At 69.6% G+C, this 23,811-nt stretch carries 23 protein-coding genes and 1 pseudogene; 17 read left to right on the top strand and 7 right to left on the bottom strand.

Translation table 11 applies throughout. The annotated features are described in order from the left end of the window. Nucleotides 1–53 precede the first annotated feature (53 nt). Nucleotides 54–275 carry a hypothetical protein gene (locus tag WNB94_RS16865; protein WP_341391539.1) on the top strand — a complete coding sequence of 74 codons (222 nt, stop codon included), beginning with the start codon at nt 54–56 and terminating at the stop codon, nt 273–275. On the opposite strand, the gene WNB94_RS16860 is transcribed toward WNB94_RS16865, so the two are convergent. The 3 genes from WNB94_RS16860 to acuI are packed head-to-tail and all read right to left on the bottom strand — an operon-like array spanning nt 266 to nt 2,388. Next, the gene (locus tag WNB94_RS16860; protein ID WP_341391538.1) at nt 266–1,156 is read right to left on the bottom strand and encodes an SIR2 family NAD-dependent protein deacylase; all 891 of its coding nucleotides are present in this window, start codon (nt 1,154–1,156) and stop codon (nt 266–268) included. The genes WNB94_RS16865 and WNB94_RS16860 overlap by 10 nt on opposite strands. A gap of 10 nt (nt 1,157–1,166) precedes the next feature. Beyond that, the gene (locus WNB94_RS16855; RefSeq protein WP_341391537.1) at nt 1,167–1,409 is read right to left on the bottom strand and encodes a DUF1289 domain-containing protein; all 243 of its coding nucleotides are present in this window, start codon (nt 1,407–1,409) and stop codon (nt 1,167–1,169) included. Continuing rightward, complete coding sequence (acuI, locus tag WNB94_RS16850) at nt 1,396–2,388, bottom strand: acrylyl-CoA reductase (NADPH) (protein ID WP_341391536.1); 993 nt, start codon at nt 2,386–2,388, stop codon at nt 1,396–1,398. The genes WNB94_RS16855 and acuI overlap by 14 nt, the downstream gene beginning before the upstream one ends. A 165-nt stretch (nt 2,389–2,553) precedes the next feature. On the opposite strand from acuI, the gene WNB94_RS16845 reads away from it, so the two are divergent. The 3 genes from WNB94_RS16845 to WNB94_RS16835 all read left to right on the top strand — a co-directional run bounded on the left by WNB94_RS16845 (nt 2,554) and on the right by WNB94_RS16835 (nt 4,325). Then, a complete protein-coding gene (locus tag WNB94_RS16845; protein ID WP_341391535.1) occupies nt 2,554–2,970 on the top strand; it encodes a tellurite resistance TerB family protein in 417 nt (138 codons plus the stop codon). Between the two features lie 97 nt (nt 2,971–3,067). After that, nucleotides 3,068–3,574, top strand: a complete 507-nt coding sequence (locus WNB94_RS16840) for an OmpA family protein (protein WP_341391534.1) — start codon at nt 3,068–3,070, stop codon at nt 3,572–3,574. 55 nt (nt 3,575–3,629) lie between these two features. Beyond that, nucleotides 3,630–4,325 carry a DUF4197 domain-containing protein gene (locus tag WNB94_RS16835; RefSeq protein WP_341391533.1) on the top strand — a complete coding sequence of 232 codons (696 nt, stop codon included), beginning with the start codon at nt 3,630–3,632 and terminating at the stop codon, nt 4,323–4,325. 1 nt (nt 4,326) lies between these two features. Here WNB94_RS16835 and WNB94_RS16830 read toward each other — a convergent pair whose 3' ends face one another. From WNB94_RS16830 to WNB94_RS16820, 3 genes are all read right to left on the bottom strand, one after another. Further along, a complete protein-coding gene (locus WNB94_RS16830) occupies nt 4,327–4,674 on the bottom strand; it encodes a hypothetical protein (RefSeq protein WP_341391532.1) in 348 nt (115 codons plus the stop codon). A gap of 82 nt (nt 4,675–4,756) precedes the next feature. Continuing rightward, nucleotides 4,757–5,143: a nucleotide pyrophosphohydrolase gene (locus tag WNB94_RS16825; RefSeq protein ID WP_341391531.1), complete on the bottom strand. Its 387-nt coding sequence runs from the start codon at nt 5,141–5,143 to the stop codon at nt 4,757–4,759. Then, nucleotides 5,140–5,928 (bottom strand): PEP-CTERM sorting domain-containing protein, encoded by a 789-nt coding sequence (locus WNB94_RS16820; protein WP_341391530.1) that lies wholly within the window; start codon nt 5,926–5,928, stop codon nt 5,140–5,142. The genes WNB94_RS16825 and WNB94_RS16820 overlap by 4 nt, the downstream gene beginning before the upstream one ends. 152 nt (nt 5,929–6,080) lie before the next feature. Between WNB94_RS16820 and WNB94_RS16815 the strand changes: the two genes are divergently transcribed. From WNB94_RS16815 to WNB94_RS16780, 8 genes and pseudogenes are all read left to right on the top strand, one after another. After that, nucleotides 6,081–6,740, top strand: a complete 660-nt coding sequence (locus WNB94_RS16815; protein WP_341391529.1) for a response regulator — start codon at nt 6,081–6,083, stop codon at nt 6,738–6,740. Between the two features lie 15 nt (nt 6,741–6,755). Further along, nucleotides 6,756–8,111 (top strand): ATP-binding protein, encoded by a 1,356-nt coding sequence (locus WNB94_RS16810; protein ID WP_341391528.1) that lies wholly within the window; start codon nt 6,756–6,758, stop codon nt 8,109–8,111. Nucleotides 8,112–8,217: 106 nt separating this feature from the next. Continuing rightward, nucleotides 8,218–9,879 (top strand): phosphoethanolamine transferase, encoded by a 1,662-nt coding sequence (locus WNB94_RS16805; protein WP_341391527.1) that lies wholly within the window; start codon nt 8,218–8,220, stop codon nt 9,877–9,879. Between the two features lie 186 nt (nt 9,880–10,065). Further along, a complete protein-coding gene (gene nirB, locus WNB94_RS16800; protein ID WP_341391526.1) occupies nt 10,066–12,597 on the top strand; it encodes a nitrite reductase large subunit NirB in 2,532 nt (843 codons plus the stop codon). A gap of 18 nt (nt 12,598–12,615) precedes the next feature. Then, entirely contained in the window at nt 12,616–12,981 is a 366-nt protein-coding gene (gene nirD / locus WNB94_RS16795; RefSeq protein WP_341391525.1) for a nitrite reductase small subunit NirD, read from the top strand. Continuing rightward, nucleotides 12,978–15,857: a nitrate reductase gene (locus WNB94_RS16790; RefSeq protein ID WP_341391524.1), complete on the top strand. Its 2,880-nt coding sequence runs from the start codon at nt 12,978–12,980 to the stop codon at nt 15,855–15,857. The genes nirD and WNB94_RS16790 overlap by 4 nt, the downstream gene beginning before the upstream one ends. 54 nt (nt 15,858–15,911) lie before the next feature. Next, nucleotides 15,912–17,126, top strand: a complete 1,215-nt coding sequence (locus tag WNB94_RS16785) for an MFS transporter (RefSeq protein ID WP_341391523.1) — start codon at nt 15,912–15,914, stop codon at nt 17,124–17,126. Then, nucleotides 17,123–18,331 (top strand): annotated as a pseudogene (locus WNB94_RS16780) (NAD(P)/FAD-dependent oxidoreductase); the annotation flags it as partial. The gene WNB94_RS16785 and the pseudogene WNB94_RS16780, both read left to right, overlap by 4 nt. A 33-nt stretch (nt 18,332–18,364) precedes the next feature. On the opposite strand, the gene WNB94_RS16775 reads toward WNB94_RS16780, so the two are convergent. Then, a complete protein-coding gene (locus tag WNB94_RS16775) occupies nt 18,365–20,104 on the bottom strand; it encodes a bifunctional protein-serine/threonine kinase/phosphatase (protein ID WP_341391522.1) in 1,740 nt (579 codons plus the stop codon). A gap of 75 nt (nt 20,105–20,179) precedes the next feature. On the opposite strand from WNB94_RS16775, the gene WNB94_RS16770 reads away from it, so the two are divergent. The 5 genes from WNB94_RS16770 to WNB94_RS16750 all read left to right on the top strand — a co-directional run bounded on the left by WNB94_RS16770 (nt 20,180) and on the right by WNB94_RS16750 (nt 23,810). Further along, nucleotides 20,180–21,469, top strand: a complete 1,290-nt coding sequence (locus tag WNB94_RS16770; protein ID WP_341391521.1) for a nitrate- and nitrite sensing domain-containing protein — start codon at nt 20,180–20,182, stop codon at nt 21,467–21,469. 94 nt (nt 21,470–21,563) lie between these two features. Beyond that, nucleotides 21,564–22,229, top strand: a complete 666-nt coding sequence (gene ccmA / locus WNB94_RS16765) for a heme ABC exporter ATP-binding protein CcmA (RefSeq protein WP_341391520.1) — start codon at nt 21,564–21,566, stop codon at nt 22,227–22,229. Next, nucleotides 22,226–22,906, top strand: a complete 681-nt coding sequence (gene ccmB / locus WNB94_RS16760) for a heme exporter protein CcmB (RefSeq protein ID WP_341391519.1) — start codon at nt 22,226–22,228, stop codon at nt 22,904–22,906. The genes ccmA and ccmB overlap by 4 nt, the downstream gene beginning before the upstream one ends. 12 nt (nt 22,907–22,918) lie before the next feature. After that, a complete protein-coding gene (gene ccmC / locus WNB94_RS16755) occupies nt 22,919–23,659 on the top strand; it encodes a heme ABC transporter permease CcmC (RefSeq protein ID WP_341391518.1) in 741 nt (246 codons plus the stop codon). Continuing rightward, nucleotides 23,652–23,810, top strand: a complete 159-nt coding sequence (locus WNB94_RS16750; protein WP_341391517.1) for a heme exporter protein CcmD — start codon at nt 23,652–23,654, stop codon at nt 23,808–23,810. Before ccmC ends, WNB94_RS16750 begins: the two co-directional genes overlap by 8 nt. Nucleotide 23,811 lies beyond the last annotated feature (1 nt).

Here is a 23,811-nt window from a genome sequence, read left to right as displayed (position 1 = left end):
TGTGCGTTTCATCACGATTGAATCGAAGCGCCATTGACACTCAGGAGGCCCCCATGGCCGTGTTCGCTGATCGCCCTGTCTCACCCCGTCCTGCCGCCAGCCGCACCCGGCACGCCAGCCGCGTGGCCGCCACCCTCGGCCTGGGTCTGGGCCTGCTGGCCGGTCTGGGCCTGCTGGCCCAAGGCTCGGTGCTGTTCGGTGCGGGCGCCTTGCTGGCCGCCAGCAGCCTGTGGCAAGCCAGCCTGCTGGGCCGCCGCGCTCGCCGTCAGGCCTGAGCCTGATCGTCGGGCGGCAACCATCCCGCCTGCTGCAGCCGCGCGTCCAGCGCCTGCAGCGCCGCCAGTGCCCCCAAGGGCACGCTCGCATCCTGTCTGGTGGGCACCGCGTGATCCCGCGGATTGATCCGCACCAGCCGCCCATTGAGCTGCTGCAGCACCGAGTGGCTGAAGTGGCGCACCGTGGCCACCGCCTGTCCGGCCCCCAGCTCCACCACCACCGGTCGGTGCACCTGCGCCAGCCAGCGCCTCAAGCGACTGGATTGCGCCTGCTCGCGGACGTCCAGCCAGCCCTCGTCCCCGAACATGAGGATGTTGGGCCGCGCCAAGCCCCCGCAGCGCGGGCACCGGGGGGCATCGTTGCGCAGGCGACAGGCCGCCTCATCGACCACCGGATGAAAGCCATCGGCGGGCCAGATGTCTTCATGGCAGGGCGCCAGGCACTGCAGGTGGTGGATGCTGCCGTGCACCTCGTGCACGTGATCAGGGGGCATGCCCGCGCGCTGAAAATGCCCATCCACATTGCTGGTGAACACCTGCAGTCCCTGCAGCATCTGGGCGCCCCAGCGCTGCAGGATGCCAAAGCCCGCGTGCGGCGGCGTGCGCCGGTACAGCGCCAGCCGATGGCCGTAAAAGCCCCATGCCAGGGCCGGGTCGTGCACGAAGGTGTCGGGGCTGGCCACGGTGTAGAAGTCCAGCCCGGCCCGCCCCAGGGCGGGATACGCCTGCCAAAAGCCCTCACGCCCCCGAAAATCCGGCAGGCCGCTGTCCACGCCCATGCCGGCACCGGCGGCCACCACCAGGGCATCGGCCTGCATGATCAGCGCGGCAGCCTGATCGAGGGCCGCCTCCAGCGCCGCGTTGCGCGGCGGGATGAGCATGGGGCCGCGCTCAGGCACCATCACCTCCCGCATCAGGCGCCCAGCGTGGTCTGAGTTGCTGCACCCGGGCACGCGCGCGCGCCACGCACGCGCGCTGCTCCTCGTCGCTCATCGCCGTCCAGCCGGTGATGTCGGTCAGCGTGCGGCCACAGCCCACGCACACATCCTGCTCGTTGAGCGTGCACAGGCGCCGGCACGGGCTGGGCACACGGCCCCCCGCCGGGCGATCTGATCGCGCCTCAGCGGTGGACATCCACCACCACCCGCCCGCGCACCTGGCCGGCCAGCAGGGCGGGCGCCACGTCCAGCGCCTCGGTCAGACCGATCTCGCGCGTGATGCGTGCCAGCAGGGCCGGGTCCAGGTCACGGGCCAGGCGGGTCCAGGCCACCAGGCGGTCGGCGCGGGGACACATCACCGAGTCGATGCCCACCAGCGTCACGCCACGCAAAATGAACGGGGCCACGGTGGCCGGAAAATCCATGCCTCCGGCCAGGCCACAGGCCGTCACCGTGCCCCGGTAACGCATCTGGGCGCACACATTGGCCAGGGTGTGGCTGCCCACGGCGTCCACCGCCCCCGCCCAGCGCTCTTTGGCCAGGGGCTTGCCTGGCGAGGCGAACTCTGCGCGGTCCAGCACCGTGGTGGCGCCCAGCTCGCGCAGGTAATCGGCCTCTTGCGGGCGGCCCGTGACGGCCGCCACGGTGTAGCCCAGGCGGTTCAGCAAGGCCACGGCCACGCTGCCCACGCCACCGGCGGCGCCCGTCACCAGCACCTCGCCCTGCTCGGGGCGCACGCCCTGGCGTTCCAGCGCCATCACGCACAGCATGGCGGTGTAACCCGCCGTGCCAATGGCCATGGCCTGCGCCGGCGTGAAGGCCTCGGGCAGCGGCACCAGCCAGTCGCCTTTCAGGCGCGCCCGCTGGGCCAGGCCACCCCAATGGGTTTCGCCCACGCCCCAGCCATTGAGCACCACGGCGTCGCCTGGCGCCCAGTCGGGGTGCTCGCTGGCCTCCACCGTGCCCGCCAGGTCGATGCCCGGCACCATCGGGAACTGCCGCACCACGGGCGAGCGGCCCGTGATGGCCAGGCCATCCTTGTAGTTCAAGGTGGAGTGCGACACGCGCACGGTCACACCGCCTGTCTCGATCACCGGCAAGGCGTCGTCGTCGAGCGACTCCAGCGCAGCGCGGTAACCCTGGTCGTCCTTGCGGATGAGGATGGCTTTGAACATGGTGCAGATCCTTCGGTTGGCAACCGGCAGCATAACGTGGCGCCCCCGGCGCCGCACGACACTGCGTGAAAACCGAAACATGGTCGCCCCAATTTCTGATTTTCTTTCAGATCTGGGCCGCGTAACCTGGGCACCGTTTCAACTCCCCACGGTGACATTCACCCCATGCGCAACCCCGCCTGCAACAGCCCCGAAGCCGCCGCCCGCATCCTGGCCCTGAGCCTGCTGGCCGACGGCCAGGTCAGTCCGTCCGAACTGAACCGGCTTCGGCAACTGGACGTGGACGGGCGCCTGGGCCTGCCACCGGGTGGCTTTGAAGAGGTGCTGCGCCAGGTGAGCCAGCGCCAGGATGCCCAACAGGCCCTGCTGGCATCCATGGCCGACGTGACCGACCCGGGGCTGCGCCTCATCGTGTTGCAGCTGTGCGGGGCGGCCATCGACGCCGATGCGCACGTGGCCGACGAAGAGCGCCGCGTGCTGCAGCAACTGGCCGACCACTGGCAACTGCCTGTGCCGGTGCTGCGCTCGCCCAACGCGTACCCGGCGGCCCGCCGGCGCCACGTGAGCGCGCTGGTGCTTTGACCGTGCAGCTCCGCCTGCCGAGCCCCCTGGCCTTGGGGGCGGCCGTGGGCTGAGGCGCTGCTAAGCTCTGGGGCCACGCACCCCAGGAGACCTACCCATGAGCGACAACCAAGACCGCCACACGCGCATCGGCCTGTGGATCAGCGGCCTGGCCGCCGGCATCGCTGCCGTGGCCGTGGTGGGCCAGGGCATCGGCCAGGGCCATGAGCACCTGGCACGCCAGAACCAGGCGGCCCAGGAAGCGACCACCTTCGAGCCGGCCCCGCCCTCGGAGGCCTTCAACGGCGACGTGCAAGGCGTCACCCCGGTGTACTTCGACGTGGGCCTGGCCACACTCAACGACAGCGCACTCGTGGCCATCACCGACGTGGCCGCCACCGTGCAATCCGCCGGCGGCAGCCTGGTGCTGTCGGGCTACCACGATGCCAGCGGATCGGCCCAGGTCAACGCCGAAGTGTCCAAGCAACGCGCCATCGCCGTGCGCGCCGCGCTGATCAGCCAGGGCGTGCCCGCCGAGCGCATCCAGCTGGCCAAGCCGGTGGAGCTGCTGGGCGGCGACCGCCCCGACGAAGCCCGGCGAGTGGACATCACCCTCGTGCGCTGAGGCGGCGCCCCGTGGCAGACTGCAGGTGTCCACCACACCCTCAGGAGCCCGCACCATGCAACGCCGCACCGTCACCCGCCACCTCAGCCTGGGCCTGCTGGTGCTGGCCGCTCACCGCCGGGCCTGGGCCCTGTCGCTGTCCGACCTCAGCAACCGCGATGCCACCGCCGGCCTGAAGGCCGCGCTCGAGCAGGGCGCCCAGGCCGCCGTGGCCCTGCTGGGCAAAGAGGGCGGGTTTCTGGACAACGCCAAGGTGCGCATCCCCTTGCCGGGCTACCTGGAAGACGCCGGCCAGATGCTGCGCCGCCTGGGTCAGGGCCAGCGGGTGGATGAGCTGGTCACCGGCATGAACCGGGCGGCCGAGCAGGCCGTGCCCATGGGCCGCGACCTGCTGGTCAATGCGGTCAAGACCATGAGCGTGAACGACGCCAAGAACATCCTCAGCGGGGGCGAGCACTCCGTCACCGACTTCTTCGCCAGCAAGACACGCGAGCCCCTGGGCACGCGCTTTTTGCCCATCGTGACGAAAGCCACCGAGAAGGTGGATCTGGCCCGCAAGTACAACAAGGTGGCCGACCGGGCCGCGCGCTTTGGCCTGATCAAGGCCGAAGACACCAAGATCGAGGGCTACGTCACGGGCAAGACGCTGGACGGCCTGTACACCATCATTGGCGACGAGGAACGCAAGATCCGGCAAGACCCGGTGGGCACCGGCAGCGCCATCCTCAAGAAGGTGTTCGGGGCCTTGTGATTCAGCGCCGGGCGGCGGGCCGATCGCTGTCGGGCAGCTCGTAGGGGTCGGCCACATAGGCCGGGCCCTTCATCAGCATGACGATGGCGCAGCCGATGGCCACGGTCAGCACCAGCGTCCAGTGCAGCACCACCACACCCATGAGCGCAAAGCCCAGGCGCAAGAACCCGGGCTCCCAGCTGCCATCGGGCCGCCAGGGTGCCTCGGGCCACCACAGGGCACACAGCGCCCCCACCCCCAGCGGCAACACCGAGCCCACCACGGTGATCAGGGGCAGGCGGCGCCACACAGCCCACTCCAGGCCCGAGGCCGAGCGGGTGAATCCGGGCAGTTTGTTCAACCAGCGCATGACCTCACTGTAGCCCGATCCCCCGGGCGGCGGGGCCCTGAGGCGGGCCGCACCGGCGACAGCGCGGCGTCACGCCGGGCGCTCAGAGCCGATCGTGCTTGTCACTGCGCCCGCGCGCCTTGTCCACCGGGTAGCGCTGCGCGTTGATGCGCATCTTGCGTTGGGCGGCGTCCAGCAGGTCCACGCCCGCGGCGTTCGACAGCTGCACCAGGTACAAGAGCACATCGGCCATTTCCAGGGCCACCGCCTCGCGTTGTTCATCGCTGAGCCGGCGGCTCTCGTCCTCGCTCATCCACTGGAAGGGCTCCAGCAGCTCGCCGGCCTCCACCACCAGGGCCGAGGCCAGGTTTTTGGGCGAATGAAAACGCCCCCAGTCACGCTCGGCGGCAAAGGCCACCAGTTGGCGGCTCAGCTCGGCCAGCGAGTCCGAAAGGACGGGCGGGTCCATGTGATCCGAGGGCTTGCTCATGGTGATCGACGGCGCCACACCACGCCCATCACCAGCAGGCCCGCGCCCATGAGCGCCCAGGTGCCGGGCTCGGGCACCGGCGCCGCCAGCAAGGCAAACGGGGTGATGGAGATGAAACGCTGCCCGCTGGTGTCGGTCTGCACGTACGGGCTGCTCAGCACCGTGGCGATCTGCTGTGGTGTCAGCAGGCTGCTGGGCTCCAGACCAATGACCGCGTCCATCAGGTTGGTCTCGAACGAGGACAGGTGCGACAAGCCCAGGTTGTGTCCCAGTTCGTGGGCCACCACGGTGGCGGCCCGCCAGGCATGGGCCTCTTGCTCGGCAGGGCCCACACGACCACCCAGCAGCAGATCGGCCTGGAAGTCGGCCCGGATCGTCACGCCGTTGCGTCCCACCCAGGCCAGGCCCAGGGTGGACGTGGCCGGCAAGCCCTGGTCCACATAGGCATCCACATAAAACAAGGGGATGGTCAGCGTGTTCCACAAGCCGCCGGCCTGGGTCAGGCCCCAGATCGAGCCCGGGCTGTCATCCGGAAACGCCTTGTCCACATCGATCACCAGCCAGTCTTCGCCATAGATCGTTTGCGTGGGGTTGAAGCGGATGTCGATGGTCTGGCTGCCGAAGCCTGGCTGCGAGAAGATCGCATCCAGGTAGGACTCGCGCAAAGGCTGCACGTCGGCGGCCTGCGCGGGCAACACCGCCCCGGCCAAGGCCAGGGACACGCCCCAGGCCGCCGCGCCGCGCGCCACACGGTCAAACCAGTTGCTGTACCAAGATGGGTTCATGACATTCGCCTCCGGCGATGGCGGGCGCCACCGGGCCCCTGCCGTGATGTTGATCTGCGGCACAGTGTGCCTCAAATGAGGCGATGGTCTGCACACCGGTGGGTGCAGCAGGTCCACAATCCAGGGTTCCGACTTCACCCCGCCTGCCAACGATGCGTGTGTTGCTGATCGAAGACGACGAAGGCATTGCCCAGGGCCTGGCCGCCACCCTGCGCCAGGCCGGCTACGCCGTGGACGCCTGTGCCACGCTCAGTGCGGCCCACGCCGCCTTGCGGGTGGAGCCGTTCGATCTGATCCTGCTGGACCTGGGCCTGCCCGATGGCGATGGGCTGGACTGGCTGCGCCAGCAACGCCAGCAAGGCATGAGCGCGCCCGTGCTGATCATGACCGCCCGCGACGCGCTGCCCGACCGCGTGGCCGGCCTGGACGAAGGCGCCGACGACTACCTGGTCAAGCCCGTGGCCCCTGAAGAGCTGCTGGCGCGCCTGCGCGTGGCCCTGCGCCGCAGCGAGGGGCGTGCGTCGCCACTGCTGCGCCACGGCACGCTGGAGGTCGACCCCGCCGCCCACACGGTGCGCCGCGATGGCCAGCCCGTGACGCTGCGCGCCAAGGAGTTCGCCCTCTTGCTGGTGCTGTTGCGCGCCGCCGGCCAGGTGGTCAGCCGCCAGCGGCTGGAAGAGTCGCTGTACGGTTTCGACGAAGGGCTGGAAAGCAACGCCCTGGAGGTGCACATCCACCACCTGCGCAAAAAGCTGGGCGACGACCTGGTCAAGACCATCCGCGGGGTGGGCTACTTCGTGCCCCGCCCCTGAGCGCAGCCTGGCCCCATGCCCACACGCCCGCCCCGCCGCCTGTCACGCCACCTGTGGTGGTGGGTGCTGCTGTCGCTCATGCTGGTGTGGGCCACGTTGGTGGCCACCGCCTGGTACACGGGCCGCCACGAAGCGCAAGAGATCAACGAAGGCCGGCTGGACTCGGTGGCCCGGCTGTGGCTGCAAGGCAGCGAGGGCAGCGCGCCACGGCCCAGCCGCTACGGCCCCGAGATGATGGTGCTGGTGTGGGACAACACCCGACTGGTGCACGACAGCCACGGCGTGGCCAGCGCGCTGCAGGCGGCCATGCCCCGCCTCACCCCGGGGCTGCACGAGACCACGCTGGGCCTGGACGGGCAGTCACGCCGCTGGCTGGTGCGCGTGCACACCCAGACACGCGCCGACGTTGACGGCCACGCGGTGCAGCGTCGGGTCGTCACCTTGCTGGATGCGCACCGCGCCGACGGCCTGGGCCGCGACATCGCCGAGCACATCGTGCGCCCGGCCCTGGTGCTGCTGCCCCTGGTGGCGGTGATGCTGGCCTGGGCCATCCGGCGCGGCCTGCAACCCCTGGTCAGCCTGTCGGACGACATCGAACGGCTGGATGGCCAACAGGGCCAAACGCTCAACGAGGCCCAGCCTTACACCGAGCTGCACAGCACGGTGCACGCCATCAACGGCCTGGTGCACCGACTGCAGGCCCAGGCCGAACGCGAGCGACGCTTTGCCAGCGACGTGGCCCATGAACTGCGCACCCCCCTGACGGCCCTGGTCTGGCAAAGCCGCCAGGCCCAGACGGCACCGACCGATGGCGAACGGCAGACCGCGCTGGCGCGCGTGGAGCACGAGGCCCTGCGGGCAGGCCGCATCCTGCAGCAGTTGCTGGACCTGGCGCGCGCCCAGGGGCTGGACGCGGCCGATGCGCAGCCCGTGGCGCTGGACGCGCTGTGCCGCGAGGTGGTGGCCGAACACGCCGCCCTGGCCCACGAACGAGGCCACGAGCTGTCGCTGGACGCCCCCGAGGCCCCGGTGACGGTGCACAGCCACCCCACGCTGCTGACCCTGGCCCTGCGCAACCTGCTGGACAACGCCCTGCGCCACACCCCGGCGGGCAGCCAGGTGTGGGTGCGGCTGAGCGCCCTGGACGATGGCAGCGTGCACCTCAGCGTGGACGACAGCGGCCCGGGCCCCACCCCCGCCAACGCCCCCGCCACCGCCACCACCGGTGCCAGCACCGGCCTGGGCATCGGCCTGACCCTGGTCGACCGCATCACCCAGTGGCTGGGGCTGCGGTGGCGGCGCGAGCCCGGCGACGCCTCCCACCCCCACGGCCACACCCTGAGCTGGCCAGCGGGCTCCAGGCAGACCTGACGGCGGCAGGGCAGGACAGGGGAGGGCAGAACCGGGGGGACGATTAAGGCTGGATTAATCCCCATCTGAACAATCCACGCGAGCCCACTGTCCCGGCTTCGCGTCCATGCCTGCTTCACCTTCAGCCCGATCGCCGGGCTGGCATCCCCTGAGCCTCCTGCTGATCCTGTCGCTGTGGCTGACCCTGCCGGGCAACCTGCCGTTCTGGCTGGCCTTGTGGCGTCTGCCCGAGCACGAAGGCTGGCGCGTGGCCGCCCCACTGCTCACATGGCTGGGCGTGGTCTGGGGAGGCACCTTGCTGCTGCTGGCGCTGACCGCCTGGCGTTGGTGGCTCAAACCCTGGGGCCTGTTCCTGATCCTGGCCGTGGCCGCCGGCAGCTATTTCATCGCCAGCTACGGCATCGTCATCGACAGCAGCATGATCGCCAACGTCGCGCACACCGACTGGCGCGAAACGCTGGACCTGCTGTCCTGGCCCATGGCCGGGGCCTTCGTGGTGGGCGTGCTCTTGCCGGGCGCCTGGTGGTGGCGGCAGCCCGTGCGGCGCGTGCCGGCTGGCCGCCTGGTGCTGCAGCAACTGGGCCTGGGCCTGCTGGGCGTGATGGTGGCCGCCGTGGTGCTGTGGCTGGGCTTTCAGGATGCCGCCACGCTGATGCGCAACCACAAGCCCTTGCGCTACATGCTCAACCCCCACAACACCCTGTATGCCGGCGCGCAGCTGGCCTTCAAGGAGGGCCTGGGCGCTGCGGCCCAGGCCGACGCGCCCCTGATCACCGTGGCCCCTGATGCCCGCTTGCACACCCCCGTCACCGACCCTGACCAGGCCCCGCTGATCGTGCTGGTGGTGGGCGAGACCGTGCGCGCGGCCAATTTCGGGCTGCAGGGCTACGCCCGCGACACCACCCCCGGCCTGCGGGCGCTGAAGGCCCAGGGCCCCGGCACCCTGGTGTACTTTGACCAGGTGCGTTCGTGCGGCACCAACACCCATACCTCGCTGCCGTGCCTGTTTTCCATCCAGGGCCGAGACGGGGTGGGCCAGGAAAGCCGTCACGAAAACCTGCTGGACGTGCTGCAGCGCGCGGGCCTGGCCGTGGTGTGGCTGGACAACCAATCGGGCTGCAAAGGCGTGTGTGCGCGCGTACCCACGGTGAGCCTGCGTGACGAGAACGACCCCCGCTGCCCTGACGGCGAGTGCCCGGACGACGTGCTGCTGGAGCGCCTGCCCGAGGCCGTGGCCAGCCTGGATCCGGCCCGACGCGCCCGCGGCACCGTGGTGGTCATGCACCAGATGGGCAGCCATGGGCCGGCCTACCACCGCCGCAGCACGCCCGCGTTGAAGGCCTTCCAACCCGAGTGCACCGACGCCTCGCTGCCCCGCTGCAGCCCCCAGAGCATCGTCAACGCCTACGACAACAGCATCCGCCAGACCGACCAGTTGCTCAGCCGAACCATCACCTGGTTGAGCCAGCAAACCCGCCCAACGGCCTTGTTGTATGTGTCGGACCATGGCGAATCGCTGGGCGAAAACGGCCTGTACCTGCACGGCATGCCCTACAGCCTGGCCCCGCCCGAGCAAACGCATGTGCCCATGCTCACCTGGGTGTCCGACCCCCTGGCGCAATCGCGCGGATGGGGGCGGGACTGCCTGGGCGCCCGCGCGCACGAGGCCCTGAGCCACGACCATGTGTTTGGCACCGTGCTGACCCTGAGCGGGGTGCGCACCCAGGCCGTGCCGGCCAACCGGCACGCCCTCAGCGCCTGCCGCTGACGCGCGCACCACGCCGCACCACGCACCCTCGCGGCGCACCACAGAGGTGCACAACTCGGGCCGCAGGGCCGCCCAAGGTGGGCACAAACTTTGCATCGACAATGCTGCGCGCGGGGGCAATGCCGTCCCCGCCTGACAGTTCTGGCCTGCTAACGACGGCGGCTCCCCATTGTTTGCGGAGTTCCCATGAAAATCGTTGTTGTTGGCCACGGCATGGTCGGTCACAAGTTCCTCGAAAGCCTCGCCGAATCCGGTCTGCCGGGGGCCCAGGTCACTGTGTTGTGCGAGGAACCCCGTCCCGCCTACGACCGTGTTCACCTGTCCGAGTACTTCTCGGGCAAGACCGCCGAAGACCTCTCCCTGGTCGAGCCCGGCTTCTTCGACCGCACCGGCTTCGATTTGCGCCTGGCCTCGCGCGCCGCCAGCATCGACCGTCGCACCAAGACCGTGACCACGGTCGACGGCGAGCAGATCGCTTACGACAAGCTGGTGCTGGCCACGGGCTCCAACCCCTTCGTGCCCCCGATCCCCGGCCGCGAGCGCCCGCACTGTTTTGTCTACCGCACCATCGACGACCTCAACCAGATGAAGGCCTCGGGTGCCAAGTCCAAGGTGGGCGTGGTGGTGGGCGGCGGCCTGCTGGGCCTGGAATGCGCCAAGGCCCTGCGCGACATGGGCCTGGAAACCCACGTCATCGAGTTCGCCCCGCGCCTGATGGCCGTGCAGGTGGACGACGGCGGCGGCCGCGTGCTGCGCGCCAAGATCGAAGACCTGGGCGTGGTGGTGCACACCAGCCACAGCACCGTGAAGATCGAAGACGGCGCCGAGCACCGTCACCGCATGGTGTTCGAGGATGGCAGCCACCTCGACACCGACATGATCGTGTTCTCGGCCGGCATCCGCCCTCGCGACGAACTGGCCCGCCAGAGCGTGCTGGCCATCGGCCCGCGCGGCGGCGTGGTCATCGACGACCACTGCCGCACCAGCGACCACGACATCTACGCCATCGGCGAATGCGCGGCCTGGAACGAGCAAACCTTCGGCCTCGTGGCCCCGGGCTACGACATGGCCCGTGTGGCCGCCAGGCACATCGCAGGCGATGCGGCCGCCACCTTCACCGGCGCCGACATGAGCACCAAGCTCAAGCTGATGGGCGTGGACGTGGCCAGCATTGGCGACGCCCATGGCAAGACCCGTGGCAGCCGCTCGTTCCAGTACGTGGACGAGCTCAAGCAGATCTACAAGAAGATCGTGGTGAGCGACGACGGCAAGACCCTGCTGGGCGCCGTGCTGGTGGGCAACGCCGATGAATACGGCACCCTGCTGCAAATGGCCCTCAACGGCATCACCCTGCCTGAAGCGCCCGAGTTCCTGATCCTGCCCAGCAGCGACGGCCAGGCCAAGCCCGGTCTGGGCCCCGATGCCCTGCCCGACAGCGCCCAGATCTGCTCGTGCAACAGCGTCACCAAGGGCCAGATCTGCGCCGCCGTGGGCGAGGGCAACACCACCATCGCGCAGATGAAGTCGTGCACCAAGGCCGGCGCCACCTGTGGCGGCTGCGTGCCCCTGGTCACCCAGATCATGAAGAGCGAGATGGCCAAACGTGGGCTGGCCGTCAACAACCACCTGTGCGAGCACTTTCCCTACTCGCGCCAGGAGTTGTTCCACCTGATCCGCGTGGGCGAGATCAAGACCTTCGACGAGCTGATGGCCAAACACGGCAAGGGCCTGGGCTGCGACATCTGCAAGCCCACCGCCGCCAGCATCTTCGCCTCGGTCTGGAACGACTTCGTGCTCAAGCCCCAACTGGCCAGCCTGCAAGACAGCAACGACTACTACCTGGGCAACATCCAGAAAGACGGCACCTACTCGGTCGTGCCCCGCATGCCGGGCGGCGAGGTCACCCCTGAGGGCCTGATCGCCGTGGGCATGGTGGCCAAGAAGTACGGCCTGTACACCAAGATCACCGGCGGCCAGCGCGTGGACCTCTTCGGCGCCCGCGTTGAGCAACTGCCCCTGATCTGGGAAGAACTGATCGCCGCTGGCTTCGAGTCGGGCCACGCCTATGGCAAGAGCCTGCGCACCGTCAAGAGCTGCGTAGGCAGCACCTGGTGCCGCTACGGTGTGGACGATTCGGTGGGCCTGGCCGTGGAGCTGGAAAACCGCTACAAGGGCCTGCGCGCGCCGCACAAGATCAAGTTCGGCGTGTCCGGCTGCACCCGCGAGTGCGCCGAAGCCCAGGGCAAGGACATCGGCATCATCGCCACCGAGAAGGGCTGGAACCTCTACATCTGCGGCAACGGCGGCATGAAGCCCCGCCACGCCGAACTGTTCGCCTCTGACCTGACCAAGGCGCAGCTGATCCAGCTGATCGACCGTGTGCTGATGTTCTACGTGCGCACCGGCGACCGCCTGCAACGCACCAGCACCTGGCGCGAAAACCTCGAAGGTGGTTTGGACTACCTCAAGGACGTGCTGATCGCCGACAAGCTGGGCATCGCGGCCGAGCTCGAAGCCCAGATGCAGCACGTGGTCGACACCTACCAGTGCGAGTGGAAGACCGCCGTGACCACGCCGGAAGTGCGCCAGCGCTTCCGCAGCTTCGTCAACAGCGATGCGGTCGATGCCACCGTGAAGTTCGTGCGTGAGCGTGGCCAGATCCGCCCCGCCCGCCCGGACGAAAAAGACCAGGCCGCCGTCAACGCCCTGGACGCCTGAACCCACGGAGAATTCAGCATGAACGCCGTCTTGAACACCACCCCGGTCCAGCGCTGGGTCGCTGTGTGCCCCGTCGATGCCATCGTGCCCAACACCGGGGTCTGTGCCCTGGTGGACGGGCACCCGGTGGCCGTCTTCCGCGTGAAGGCGGCCGACGGACGCGACCAGTTCCACGCCATCGACAACATCGACCCCAAGAACGGCGCCAACGTGCTGTCGCGCGGGCTGGTGGGCAACCTTGGCGAGCACATCGTCGTGGCGTCGCCGCTGTACAAGCACCACATCGTGCTGGCCACCGGCGTGTGCCTGGAAAACGCCGACTGGTCGGTGCGTGCGCACCATGCCGAGGTGCGCGACGGTCAGGTGTGGGTGTCGCTGGGATGAATATGTCCACTGCGGCACCGGCAGCGGGCGCCACCGTCACCCGCTCCACCTGCCCCTACTGCGGCACCGGTTGCGGCGTGAAGATCACGTCGGTGCAAGAACAGATCGTGGATGTGCAGGGTGACCCGGATCACCCGGCCAACTTCGGCCGCCTGTGCACCAAGGGCTCGACCCTGCACCTCACAGCCGCCGCCAGCGTCACGCAACAAACGCGGCTGCTGCAGCCTCTGCAGCGCCTGCAACGCGGCACCGCGCCCACGCCCCTGAGCTGGGACGCTGCGCTCGCCCTGGCCGCCGACCGCCTGGCCGCCATCATCCGCGAGCATGGGCCGCAGGCCGTGGCCTTTTACGGTTCGGGCCAGTTGCTGACCGAAGACTATTACGTGCTCAACAAGCTGGTGAAGGGCTTCATCGGCACCAACCTGCTCGACACCAACTCGCGCCTGTGCATGAGCAGCGCCGTGGCGGGTTACAAGGCCACGCTGGGCGCCGATGCGCCCCCGGCCTGCTACGACGACTTCGACCACGCCGAGACCCTGTTCATCGTGGGCGCCAACACGGCCTGGGCGCACCCCATCCTGTTTCGGCGCATCGAGGCCGCACGCGCGGCCCGGCCCAGCCAGAAGCTGATCGTGGCCGACCCGCGCCGCACCGAAACGGCCGAGATGGCCGACCTCTACCTGCCCATCCGCCCGGGCAGCGACGTGGCCTTGTTCCACGGCCTGCTGCACGTCATGGTGCGCGAGGGCATGATCGACCGCGATTACATCGCGCGCCACACCACCGGCTTCGAGGCGCTGGAGGCCGCCGTCATGGCACAACCCGCCCAGGCCTATGCGGACATCTGCGGCATCCCGCTGGCCGATCTGGAGCAGGCCGCGCGCTGGATGGGCGGCCACACGCCCACCCTGTCGCTGTACTGCCAGGGCTTGAACCAAAGCACCGCCGGCACCGACAAAAACGCCACCCTGATCGCGCTGCACCTGGCCACGGGCCAGATAGGCACCCCCGGGGCGGGGCCGTTTTCGCTGACGGGCCAGCCCAATGCCATGGGCGGCCGCGAGGTGGGTGGCATGGCCAACCTGCTGAGCGCCCACCGCGACCTGGCCAACGCCGCGCACCGCGAAGAAGTGGCCGCGCTGTGGGGCGTGCCCGAGGTGCCCGCTCAGCCCGGCAAAACGGCGGTGGAGATGTTCGAAGCCGCCGCGCGCGGCGAGATCAAGGCCTTGTGGATCGCGTGCACCAACCCCGCACAGTCGCTGCCCGATCAGGCCACGGTGCGCCGCGCGCTGGAGCGTGCCGAATTGGTGGTGGTGCAAGAGGCCTTTGCCAGCACCGCCACCTGCGCCTACGCCGACCTGCTGCTGCCCGCCACCACCTGGGGCGAAAAAGACGGCACCGTGACCAACAGCGAGCGCCGCATCAGCCGCGTGCGCCCGGCCGTGCCGGCGGCTGGCGAGGCCCGCCACGACTGGGCCATCTTCACCGCCCTGGGCCAGCGCCTGGAGGCACGCCTGCCCGAGCGCGTGGCCGCCTACCGCCCCGGCACCACCACGCTGTTTGACTACCCCACGCCCGAAAGCGTGTGGAACGAACACCGCGAATCCACCCGGGGGCGCGACCTGGACATCACCGGCCTGAGCTACACCCTGCTGGAACAACAAGGCCCCCAACAGTGGCCTTACCCCGAAGGTGCCACCCAGGGCCGAGAGCGCCTGTACGCCGATGGCCGCTTTGCCACGCCCGATGGCAGGGCGCGCTTCGTGACCGCCGCCTGGCGTGCACCGCGCGAGTTGGCCGACGCCGAGTACCCCTTCGTGCTCAACACCGGCCGACTGCGCGACCAATGGCACGGCATGAGCCGCACCGGCACCCTGGGCCGCCTGTTTGGCCACGTCAGTGAACCGACGGTGGACCTGCACCCCGACGACCTGCAGCAACACGGTTGGCGCGACGGCCAGTTGCTGCGCGTGCGATCACGCCGGGGCGAGGTGCTGATCCCCGCGCGCGCCAGCACCGGCCAGCGCCGGGGCGAGGCCTACATCGCCATGCACTGGGGCGCCGAGTTCATCAGTGGCCGTGGACCCGACGGCCGGCGCCTGCAGGGCGTCAATGCCCTGACGCAGCCGGCCTTTTGCCCCAGCTCCAAACAGCCCGAACTGAAAGTGGCCACCGTCGCCATCGAGGCCGCCAAGCTGTCCTGGCAGGCCGTGTTCATGGCCTGGTTGCCCGCGGACGACGCCCTGGCGCTGCGTGAACGCCTCAAGCCCCTGGCCGATGAGTTCGCCTTCACCAGTTGCGTGCCCTTCGGGCGCGAGCCCGATGCGCAAGCCCGCGTGGGCGTGTGGCTGCGCCTGGCCGATGCGCAGGCACCCCGCCTGGACCGGCTCCATGAACTGGCCGACGCGTTCGGCCTCAACGGCCCCGACCTGCTGCGTTACGACGACGAGGCGCGAGGCCGGCACCGGTGGCTGCGCGTCCAGCATGACCGCCAGGGCGCCCAGCACGTCCAGCACGCACAACGCCTCCACGCCCTGATGCTGGCCGGCGACACCCAGGCCGCCGCCTGGCTGCCCGCCTTGCTGCAAGCCGACCATGACGTGACCGAGCTCGGCACCCTGCTGCTGCACCCCGGCGCCACCGCGCCGGTCAAGGTGGCCGACGCCGGCAAGCAGGTCTGCACCTGCTTCAACATCACCGAGCCGCAGATCGTGGCCCACTTGCAGCAATGCACGGGCAGCGCCGATGCCCGTCTGGCCAGCCTGCAGGGCAGCCTGAAGTGCGGCACCAACTGCGGCTCGTGTGTGCCCACGCTGCGCACCCTGGTGCGCAGCACGGCGGTGACCTCACCGCCCGCTTCGCTTGCCGTGACCTGATCCAAGACAGTCGGCTGCCAACCGGACAGCACGACACCCCGCTGAGCCCTGACCATGTCCAACTTCAAAACCTTCCTCAAAGCAGGGCACGCGCCCACGCTGTTCGCATCCTTCCTCTACTTCGACCTCACCTTCGCCATCTGGGTGCTCAACGGCGCCATGGCGCCCTTCATCAGCGAGACATTCAACCTGACGGCCGCCGAGAAGGGCTTCATGATCTCCGTGCCCATCCTGGCCGGCGCGCTGATGCGCTTCCCGCTGGGCCTGCTGGCCCAGTACATCGGCCGCAAGAGCGCGGCCCTGGTCGAGATGGGCCTGATCGTGCTGGCCTTGTGCTTTGGCTACTTCTTCGTCGACACCCACAACGAGGTGCTGGCCATGGGCGTGCTGCTGGGCATCGCCGGGGGCAGCTTCGGCATCGCGCTGTCGCTGGGCTCGGGCTGGTTCCCGCCCAAGTACAAGGGCCTGGCCATGGGCATCGCCGGCGCCGGCAACAGCGGCACCGTGCTGGCCGTGCTGTTCGCCCCGCCGCTGGCCACCGCGTATGGCTGGCAGGCGGTCTACGGTCTGGCGGCCTTCACCATGCTGATTCCCATGATCGTCATGGCGGTCATGGCCAAAGAGCCGCCTGACATCGAACACCAGACCCTGCGCGAGCACACGGCCTGCCTGTTCGAGAAAGACGGCTGGGCCTTCAGCCTGATCTATGTGATCACCTTTGGCGGCTTCATCGGTCTGGCCAACTTCCTGCCCACCTACTTCTACGATCAGTTCAAGGTCACCAAGGTCGAGGCCGGTCAGCTCACCATGCTGGCCACCCTGATGGGATCGGCCACCCGCGTGGTGGGGGGTTGGTTGTCTGACCGCTGGGGCGGCATCAACACCCTCACGGCCGTGCTCGTGTTCGTGATCGCCTCGCTGGTGCTGTGCGGCATGATGGGCACCAACCTGGCGCTGACCACCCTGCTGTTCATGCTGTGCTTCGCGGCTCTGGGCGCAGGCAACGGCGCGCTGTTCCAGTTGGTGCCGCTGCGCTGGCCGCTGACCACGGCCGTGGCCGGCTCCATGATCGGTGAGCTGGGCGCCCTGGGCGGTGGCTTCATCCCCAACGCCATGGGGCAGTCCAAGCAGCACTTCGACACCTACTTCTACGGCTTCCTGGCGTTCGCCGCCTTGGGCGTGGTCGTGCTGCTGATGCTGCGCGTGATGCAGATCCGCTGGACGCGCACCTGGGCCGAAAAGGGCGGTCGCGCCAGGACACCCGCATGAGATCGAATCGCAAAAAACTGGTGGTGATCGGCAACGGCATGGCCGGTGTGCGCACGGTGGAAGAGCTGCTCAAGCTCGCCCCCGATCTGTACGACATCACCGTGATCGGGGCCGAGCCGCACCCCAACTACAACCGCATCATGCTCTCGCCGGTGCTGGCCGGTGAGCAGACCATCGACGACATCATCCTCAACCCGCTGCAGTGGTATGCCGAGCACGGCATCAACTTGCACCTGGGCCATGCGGTGACCGAGGTCGACCGCCGCCGCCGCGTCGTGCGCACGGCCGATGGCCTGGAGACGGGCTACGACCGCCTGCTGCTGGCCACGGGCTCGCTGCCCTTCATCCTGCCGGTGCCGGGCAACACGCTGAACGGCGTGATCTCGTACCGCGACATCGCCGACACGCAGACCATGATCGAGACGGCGCGCACGCACCGTCACGCCGTGGTGATCGGCGGCGGCCTGCTGGGCCTGGAGGCCGCCAATGGCCTGACGGCGCGCGGCATGTCCGTCACCGTGATCCACCTGGGCGACTGGCTGCTGGAGCGCCAACTGGACCGCGAGGCCGCCGGCTTGCTGCAGCGTGAGCTGGAGGCCCGGGGCATCCAGTTCGCGCTGTCGGCCCACACCGCCGCCTGCCTGGACGACGGTGCCGGCCGCGTGCGTGCCGTGGCCTTGAAGGATGGGCGCGAGATCCCCGCGGATCTGGTGGTGATGGCCGCCGGCATCCGTCCCAATGTGGACCTGGCCACGCGCATCGGCCTGCAATGCAACCGGGGCGTGCTGGTGACCGACACGCTGCAGACGCTGACCGACCCGCGCATCTACGCCGTGGGCGAATGCGCCAACCACCGGGGCACGGCCTACGGCCTGGTGGCGCCGCTGTACGAACAGGCCAAGGTGTGCGCCAACCACCTGGCCGACATGGGCATCGGGCGCTACCTGGGCAGCCAGGTCAGCACCAAGCTCAAGGTCACGGGCATCGACCTGTTCTCGGCGGGTGATTTCATGGGCGGCGAGGGCACCGACAGCGTTTTCTTGCGCGACCCGCTGCGCGGCCTGTACAAGAAGCTGGTGTTCAAGGGCGAGGCCCTCGTGGGGGCCTGTCTGTACGGCGACATCCGCGATGGCGCCTGGTACTTCGAGCTCATCCGTGCCGGCACCTCGGTGGCCGCGATGCGCGACACCATGGTCTTCGGGCAGCCCCAGGCCGAGACGGCCTGAAGGTCCAGGCCCTCACTGTCTGGGCAAGAACACCAGCCAGTACGCCAACAACAGATTGAACAACAAGGACACGCCCAAAGCGATCTGCCAGACGGCGGCCGGGTTCCGCTCCAACAGGGCGGAGGCCCGGGCGGGTGTCAGTGGGCGTGAGGCCCCCCGCTCCAGCGCCAGCGTGAGCTCTTCAGCGGTTTCAAAGCGCTGCTTGCCGTCGCGGCCCACGGCCTTCAGCACGATGTGGTCCAGCCAGATGGGCACGTCCGGGCGCAAGCGCGAAGGCGGCGCCGGATCGCGCCGGTAACGGGCCACCTGGTAGGGCTCCACCTCGCCATAAGGCAGCCGCCCCGTCAGCCACACGTACAGCGACACGCCCAGGGCGTACAGATCGGACTGGGCCGTGGCACGCGCCAACGCCGGGTCGTCCGACCACTGTTCGGGGTTCATGTAGCTGGGCGTGCCGGCGTGCAGCACCCGCAGCGCCTCGGGCTCCTTGCCCGACAAGGCCACCCCCAGGTCGAGGATGCGCCACTGGCCATCGCGGCCCAGGTGCAGGTTGTCGGGCTTGATGTCGCGGTGGATGACGCCATGCTGGTGCAGGCGCCCCAGCGTGCGCGACAGGCTGATGCCGCCCTGCACGATCTCGGCGACCGTGAAGGGCGCCTTGCGGTCCAGCATCGAGGCCAGCGATTCACCCTCCAGCCAGTCTGACAAGGTGTAGAAGGCCGTGGCGTTGAGCGGCTCGGTGATGTGCAGCAGGCCCTCGGCACGCTGCTCCGACACCCGCGCGCCCAGCCAGGCTTCGTGGGCCAGCATCTCGCGCTCCTGCGCATCGCCAGCGCGGGCCTCATGCAGGGTCTTCAGGGCGTGCAGCGTCCCGCGCGCCTCGTCACGCACCCGGTACACGCGGTGCACACCGTTGTTGAAGACCTGGGCCTCCACGCGCAGCCCGTCCAGCACATCGCCGGGCTTCAATCGCCCCGGCACTGGCAACTGACGACCGCGTCGGCTCATGTCGGCCAGGCTCAGGGTGTCCAGCCCGCGCACGCGCAGCACCACCGCCGTGGCGTTGTCGCGCCCGCCCTGCGCCAGGGCCCGCTCCACCAGGGCGCGCGCCGCCTCTTGGGCCGAACCGGCCAACGCCAGCTCGCGCAACTGGCGCGGCTTGAGCAGGCCATGCACCCCGTCGCTGGTCAACACGAAGACATCGCCCACGCGCATGTCGCCTTGCAGGTAGTCCACACGCAGCGGCTCATCGAGCCCCACCGCGCGGGTCAGGCCGTTGTTGAACTCGGTGTGGCCCATGACGTGGTCTTGCGTGAGCTGCAGGCACTCGCCATCGCGGATCAGCCAGGCCCGGCTGTCACCCACATGGGCCAGGGTGAAGCCGTGGGCGCGCAGCACCAGGGCGGTGAGGGTGCAGGTGCCCGTGAGGGCGGGCGGTTCGCCCGGGCGGCGCAGCCCCTGGCGGCGGCGGTTATGGTCCACCAACCAGGCATTGTGTGCCCCGATCACGCGGTCCAGGGCCACCGTGGTGTCCCAGGTGGCGGGTGTGGCGTACCAATCACCCAACAAGGCCCGCACCGTCGTCTGTGCCGCCTCGCGCCCCAGCCCGCCCGTGGACACCCCATCGGCCAGGGCGGCCACCACCCCCCAGGCGCCTTCGGCCGCCTGGGGTTGTCGCACCGCAGCGTGGTCTTCCAGCACGGAGCGTGGCCCGCGCTCGGCACACAGGCCGATGTCCAGATCGAAGCTCATGGTCCCTCAAACAGGCGTCGGCCTGCGTGGCCTGTATTGTCGACGACAGGCATCAAAGCGCAGACAATACGCGCCATGCCCCTGTCTGTTTCTGCCCTCGTCCTGCGCGCCCGTCAACTCGAAGCCGAGGCCATCCAGCGCCTGGCCCAACGCGTTGAACTGGTCGACGCCATCGGCCAGTGCATGGACGCCTTGCAGCGCGAGCGCGGCGCCACCAGCATCTACCTGGCCTCTGGTGGTGCCCGCTTCGCCGACGAGCGCCGCGCGGCCATCCAGGAGGTTCAGCCTCTGGAAAGCCAGGTGCGTGCGCTCATGGTGCCCTACCTGGAGCCCGCCTCGGGCGCACAACCCAAGCTGCTGTCGCTGATGGCCTGGGTGCTGCTGGACCTGGACGCGCTGAGCAGCCTGCGTCAGCGCATCGATCAGCAACAGCTCACGGCACAAGACGGCATCGTGGCCTTCAGCCGCCTGATTGGCAGCCAGGTCGAGCTCATCTTTCACCTGGCCGATGCGGCGCTGCACCCCGAAGTCTCGCGCCCGCTGGTGGCACTGGTGCACCTGGTGCAGGGCAAGGAGCTGGCCGGCCAGGAGCGCGCCCTGGGGGGGCAGCTGTTCGCCTCCGGGCAGCGTCAGGACGACCAGCAGCAGCGCATCGTGCACCTCATCGAGGCCCAGGAGCGCAGCCTGAGCGTGTTTGAAGAATTTGCCGATGCGCCGCTGGCAGAGCGCTGGCAGCACACCCAGCTCACGCCCGGGGCCGCGCAGATCGAGCGCCTGCGGCGCACCCTGTGCAGCGCCAGTGCCCGCAGTGGGCTGGACGCCGCCCAGGCCGAGCCCTGGTTCCAGGCGACCAGCCAGCGCATCCAGGCCATGTGGGCGCTCGAGGCCGAGCTGGTGCAGATGCTGCGCCAGGCCTGCGCGCAGCAGTTGCAGGCCTCGCAGCAGCAGCTGCAAAACGCCGAAGACCTGCTCAACCAGCTCAAGCGCAACCCACCGGCCCACACGCACGCCGTCGAGCGTTTCTTCAACAGCCCCGGTGCGCCCCTGGCGCCGCCCGTGCTGAGCCCGGTGGCCGATGCGCCCGATCCGGCGGCGGTGTCGTCCATGGTCGAGCTCCTGCAGGCCCAGTCGTCGCGGCTGGCCAGCATGGAAGCCGAGCTGGAGTCGGCCAAGCGCGCCCTCAACGAGCGCAAGGTGATCGAGCGGGCCAAAGGGGCGCTGATGTCGCGTCTGGGCCTGAGCGAAGAGGCCGCCTACCGCGCCTTGCAAAAGGCCGCCATGGACCACAACAAGCGCCTCGTCGACGTGGCCGAGGCCACCCTGGCCCTGCCTGACCTGGCCTTCGCGGGGCAGCACCGCCCCTGACCGTGCTGGACGAGGCGGGGGCGGCACGCATATTGCGGTGCTCCTGGCCAAGGCCCTCCGACCTTGGTGGGGCCCTGACCACCGCCCTCGTCTCATGCCCGATCCGTCCGATCAACCGCCCCATGCCTTGTGCACGCCCCCCTTGCTGGAGGCGCAAGGCCTGTCGTGCCGACGGGGCGGGCGCCCTCTCTTTGACGGGCTGACGCTGCGCGTCGAGGCTGGGCAGCTGTGGTGGCTGAGCGGCGCCAACGGGCAAGGCAAAAGCACCCTGCTGCGGGTGCTGGCCGGGGTGGGGCGCCCCGCGCGCGGTCAGGTGCACCGCCATCAGCCCTGCGTGTACCTGGGCCACCAGGACGCGCTGCACCCCGACCTGAGCGTGCTCGATGCGCTGGGCTTTCTGGTGCGATTGCACCATGGGCCGGTGTCCACCCTGCGGCTGCAGCAGGCCCTGCACGAGGTGGGCCTGGCCGCCCACGGCCACCAGCCCGTGCGCAGGTTGTCGCAGGGGCAACGCAAGCGGGTGTCGCTGTGCCGCCTGTGGCTGGCCCCCACCGCCGGCGTGTGGCTGCTCGATGAACCCCTGGACGCGCTGGACGACGAGGGCGTGAACGGCTTGACGCGGTGGTGGCAAGCCCACCTCGAGCGGGGGGGGGCCGTCGTGATGAGCAGCCACCAGGCCCTGCCGTTGCTGCCGCAGGTGCGGCGCCTGCACCTCTCGCCCCAAGGGGCCCACGGGGCTCAGCACGGGCAGGCGGCATGAGCACCACCCCCGAGGCGCTGCGCGCCGTGGCCACGCGCGAACTGCGCTTGTGGATGCGCCGCCCCTGGCAGGCCGGGCTGCCCGTGGTCTTCCTGGTGGTGGCCGTGAGCCTGTTTCCCCTGGGGCTGGGCCCTGACCCGCAGGTGCTGCGCCACCTCGCCCCCGGGCTGGTGTGGGTGTGTGCCCTGCTGGCATCGGTGCTGTCGCTGCCACGGCTGTACGAGCAGGACCATGCCGATGGCACCCTGGAGCAGTGGGCCCACAGCGGCCACCCCTGGGCGGCGCTGGCCTTGACCAAGGCGGCCATGCACTGGTTGGCACATGGCCTGCCCCTGGTGCTGGTGGCACCGCTGCTGGTGCTGAGCCTGGGGATGCAAGAGCCGGCGGCCCTGCTGGTGCTGGTGGGGTCGCTGGCGCTGGGCACGCCCGTGCTGAGCCTGCTGGGCGGGGTGGGGGCCGCCCTGGCCCTGGGCGCGCGCCAGCCGGGCATGCTCACCTTGCTGATGGTGCTGCCGCTGGCCGTGCCCACCCTGGTGTTTGGCAGCGCTGCGGTGGACGCGGCGGCGCAGGGCGGCAGTGGGCGCGCGCACCTGTCCCTGCTGGGCGCCTTCTTGCTGCTGGCCCTGGCTGGCGCGCCATGGGGCACGGGCGCGGCCCTGCGCCTGGCCACCGAGTGACCGGAGCACCCCATGCGCCACTGGACCCGTTATGCCGCCCCCGCCCGCTTTGCGCCCCTGGTCAGGCCCTGGTTGCCGTGGCTGTGGGCAGCGTGCCTCGTCAGTGCACTGGCCGGGCTGGCCGTGGGGCTGGTGCTGGCCCCCACCGACGCCCAGCAAGGCCAGTCCTACCGCATCCTCTACATCCACGTGCCCGCAGCCTGGATGTCGATGCTCTTGTACCTGGTCATGGCCTTCTGGGCGGCCGTCGGGTGGGTGTGGCGGGTGCGGCTGGCCTTCATGCTGGCCCGTGCGGTGGCGCCCACCGGCGCCCTGTTCACCGGCATCGCGCTGCTCAGCGGCGCCCTATGGGGCCAACCCACCTGGGGCACCTGGTGGGTGTGGGATGCCCGCCTCACGTCCGAGCTCATCTTGCTGTTCCTTTACCTGGGCTGCCTGTCCTTGTTCGATGGCTTTGACGACCCCGAACGGGGCGACCACGCCGGGGCGCTGCTGGCCATGGTCGGTGCGGTCAACGTGCCCATCATCTATTTTTCGGTGGTGTGGTGGAACACGCTGCACCAAGGCGCCACCATCACCGCCACGTCGGCCCCACGCATGGACCCGGCCATGCTCTGCGGCCTGCTGCTGTGCACCCTGGCAAGCTGGCTGTATGCCATCGCCGTGGTGCTCACGCGCACCCTGGCCCTGATCGGCGAGCGTGAACGTGATCGGCACTGGATGCCGGCCTTGTCGGAGCCCGACCATGCCTGAACTGCCCTGGAACAGCCTTTCGCAGTTTGTGCACATGGATGGCAAAGGCCTGTATGTGTGGGGCAGCCTGGGCCTGGGCCTGGCCGGCATGGTGCTGGAGGCCCTGCTGGTGCGCCGCCGGGACCGGCGGGCCTGGCGTCGGGAGGCCTGAC

Origin of the sequence: Aquabacterium sp. A3, assembly GCF_038069945.1 — a bacterium.
In the GTDB taxonomy this organism is placed as follows: domain Bacteria; phylum Pseudomonadota; class Gammaproteobacteria; order Burkholderiales; family Burkholderiaceae_C; genus Aquabacterium.
Note: the sequence above shows the minus strand (reverse complement) of the source record. Positions and strands in the feature narration are given on the sequence as shown.

Excerpts from the sequence above, each read along its gene's own strand:
- WNB94_RS16790 (WP_341391524.1), top strand. The coding sequence starts at position 12,978 with ATGAATATGTCCACTGCGGCACCGGCAGCGGGCGCCACCGTCACCCGC.
- WNB94_RS16830 (WP_341391532.1), bottom strand. The coding sequence starts at position 4,674 with ATGCGCTGGTTGAACAAACTGCCCGGATTCACCCGCTCGGCCTCGGGC.
- WNB94_RS16865 (WP_341391539.1), top strand. The coding sequence starts at position 54 with ATGGCCGTGTTCGCTGATCGCCCTGTCTCACCCCGTCCTGCCGCCAGC.
- WNB94_RS16820 (WP_341391530.1), bottom strand. The coding sequence starts at position 5,928 with ATGAACCCATCTTGGTACAGCAACTGGTTTGACCGTGTGGCGCGCGGC.
- WNB94_RS16860 (WP_341391538.1), bottom strand. The coding sequence starts at position 1,156 with ATGCTCATCCCGCCGCGCAACGCGGCGCTGGAGGCGGCCCTCGATCAG.
- WNB94_RS16750 (WP_341391517.1), top strand. The coding sequence starts at position 23,652 with ATGCCTGAACTGCCCTGGAACAGCCTTTCGCAGTTTGTGCACATGGAT.
- ccmB (WP_341391519.1), top strand. The coding sequence starts at position 22,226 with ATGAGCACCACCCCCGAGGCGCTGCGCGCCGTGGCCACGCGCGAACTG.
- WNB94_RS16815 (WP_341391529.1), top strand. The coding sequence starts at position 6,081 with ATGCGTGTGTTGCTGATCGAAGACGACGAAGGCATTGCCCAGGGCCTG.
- nirD (WP_341391525.1), top strand. The coding sequence starts at position 12,616 with ATGAACGCCGTCTTGAACACCACCCCGGTCCAGCGCTGGGTCGCTGTG.
- WNB94_RS16770 (WP_341391521.1), top strand. The coding sequence starts at position 20,180 with ATGCCCCTGTCTGTTTCTGCCCTCGTCCTGCGCGCCCGTCAACTCGAA.
- WNB94_RS16845 (WP_341391535.1), top strand. The coding sequence starts at position 2,554 with ATGCGCAACCCCGCCTGCAACAGCCCCGAAGCCGCCGCCCGCATCCTG.
- WNB94_RS16775 (WP_341391522.1), bottom strand. The coding sequence starts at position 20,104 with ATGAGCTTCGATCTGGACATCGGCCTGTGTGCCGAGCGCGGGCCACGC.
- WNB94_RS16835 (WP_341391533.1), top strand. The coding sequence starts at position 3,630 with ATGCAACGCCGCACCGTCACCCGCCACCTCAGCCTGGGCCTGCTGGTG.
- WNB94_RS16810 (WP_341391528.1), top strand. The coding sequence starts at position 6,756 with ATGCCCACACGCCCGCCCCGCCGCCTGTCACGCCACCTGTGGTGGTGG.
- acuI (WP_341391536.1), bottom strand. The coding sequence starts at position 2,388 with ATGTTCAAAGCCATCCTCATCCGCAAGGACGACCAGGGTTACCGCGCT.
- WNB94_RS16805 (WP_341391527.1), top strand. The coding sequence starts at position 8,218 with ATGCCTGCTTCACCTTCAGCCCGATCGCCGGGCTGGCATCCCCTGAGC.
- nirB (WP_341391526.1), top strand. The coding sequence starts at position 10,066 with ATGAAAATCGTTGTTGTTGGCCACGGCATGGTCGGTCACAAGTTCCTC.
- WNB94_RS16855 (WP_341391537.1), bottom strand. The coding sequence starts at position 1,409 with ATGTCCACCGCTGAGGCGCGATCAGATCGCCCGGCGGGGGGCCGTGTG.
- WNB94_RS16840 (WP_341391534.1), top strand. The coding sequence starts at position 3,068 with ATGAGCGACAACCAAGACCGCCACACGCGCATCGGCCTGTGGATCAGC.
- ccmC (WP_341391518.1), top strand. The coding sequence starts at position 22,919 with ATGCGCCACTGGACCCGTTATGCCGCCCCCGCCCGCTTTGCGCCCCTG.
- WNB94_RS16825 (WP_341391531.1), bottom strand. The coding sequence starts at position 5,143 with ATGAGCAAGCCCTCGGATCACATGGACCCGCCCGTCCTTTCGGACTCG.
- ccmA (WP_341391520.1), top strand. The coding sequence starts at position 21,564 with ATGCCCGATCCGTCCGATCAACCGCCCCATGCCTTGTGCACGCCCCCC.
- WNB94_RS16785 (WP_341391523.1), top strand. The coding sequence starts at position 15,912 with ATGTCCAACTTCAAAACCTTCCTCAAAGCAGGGCACGCGCCCACGCTG.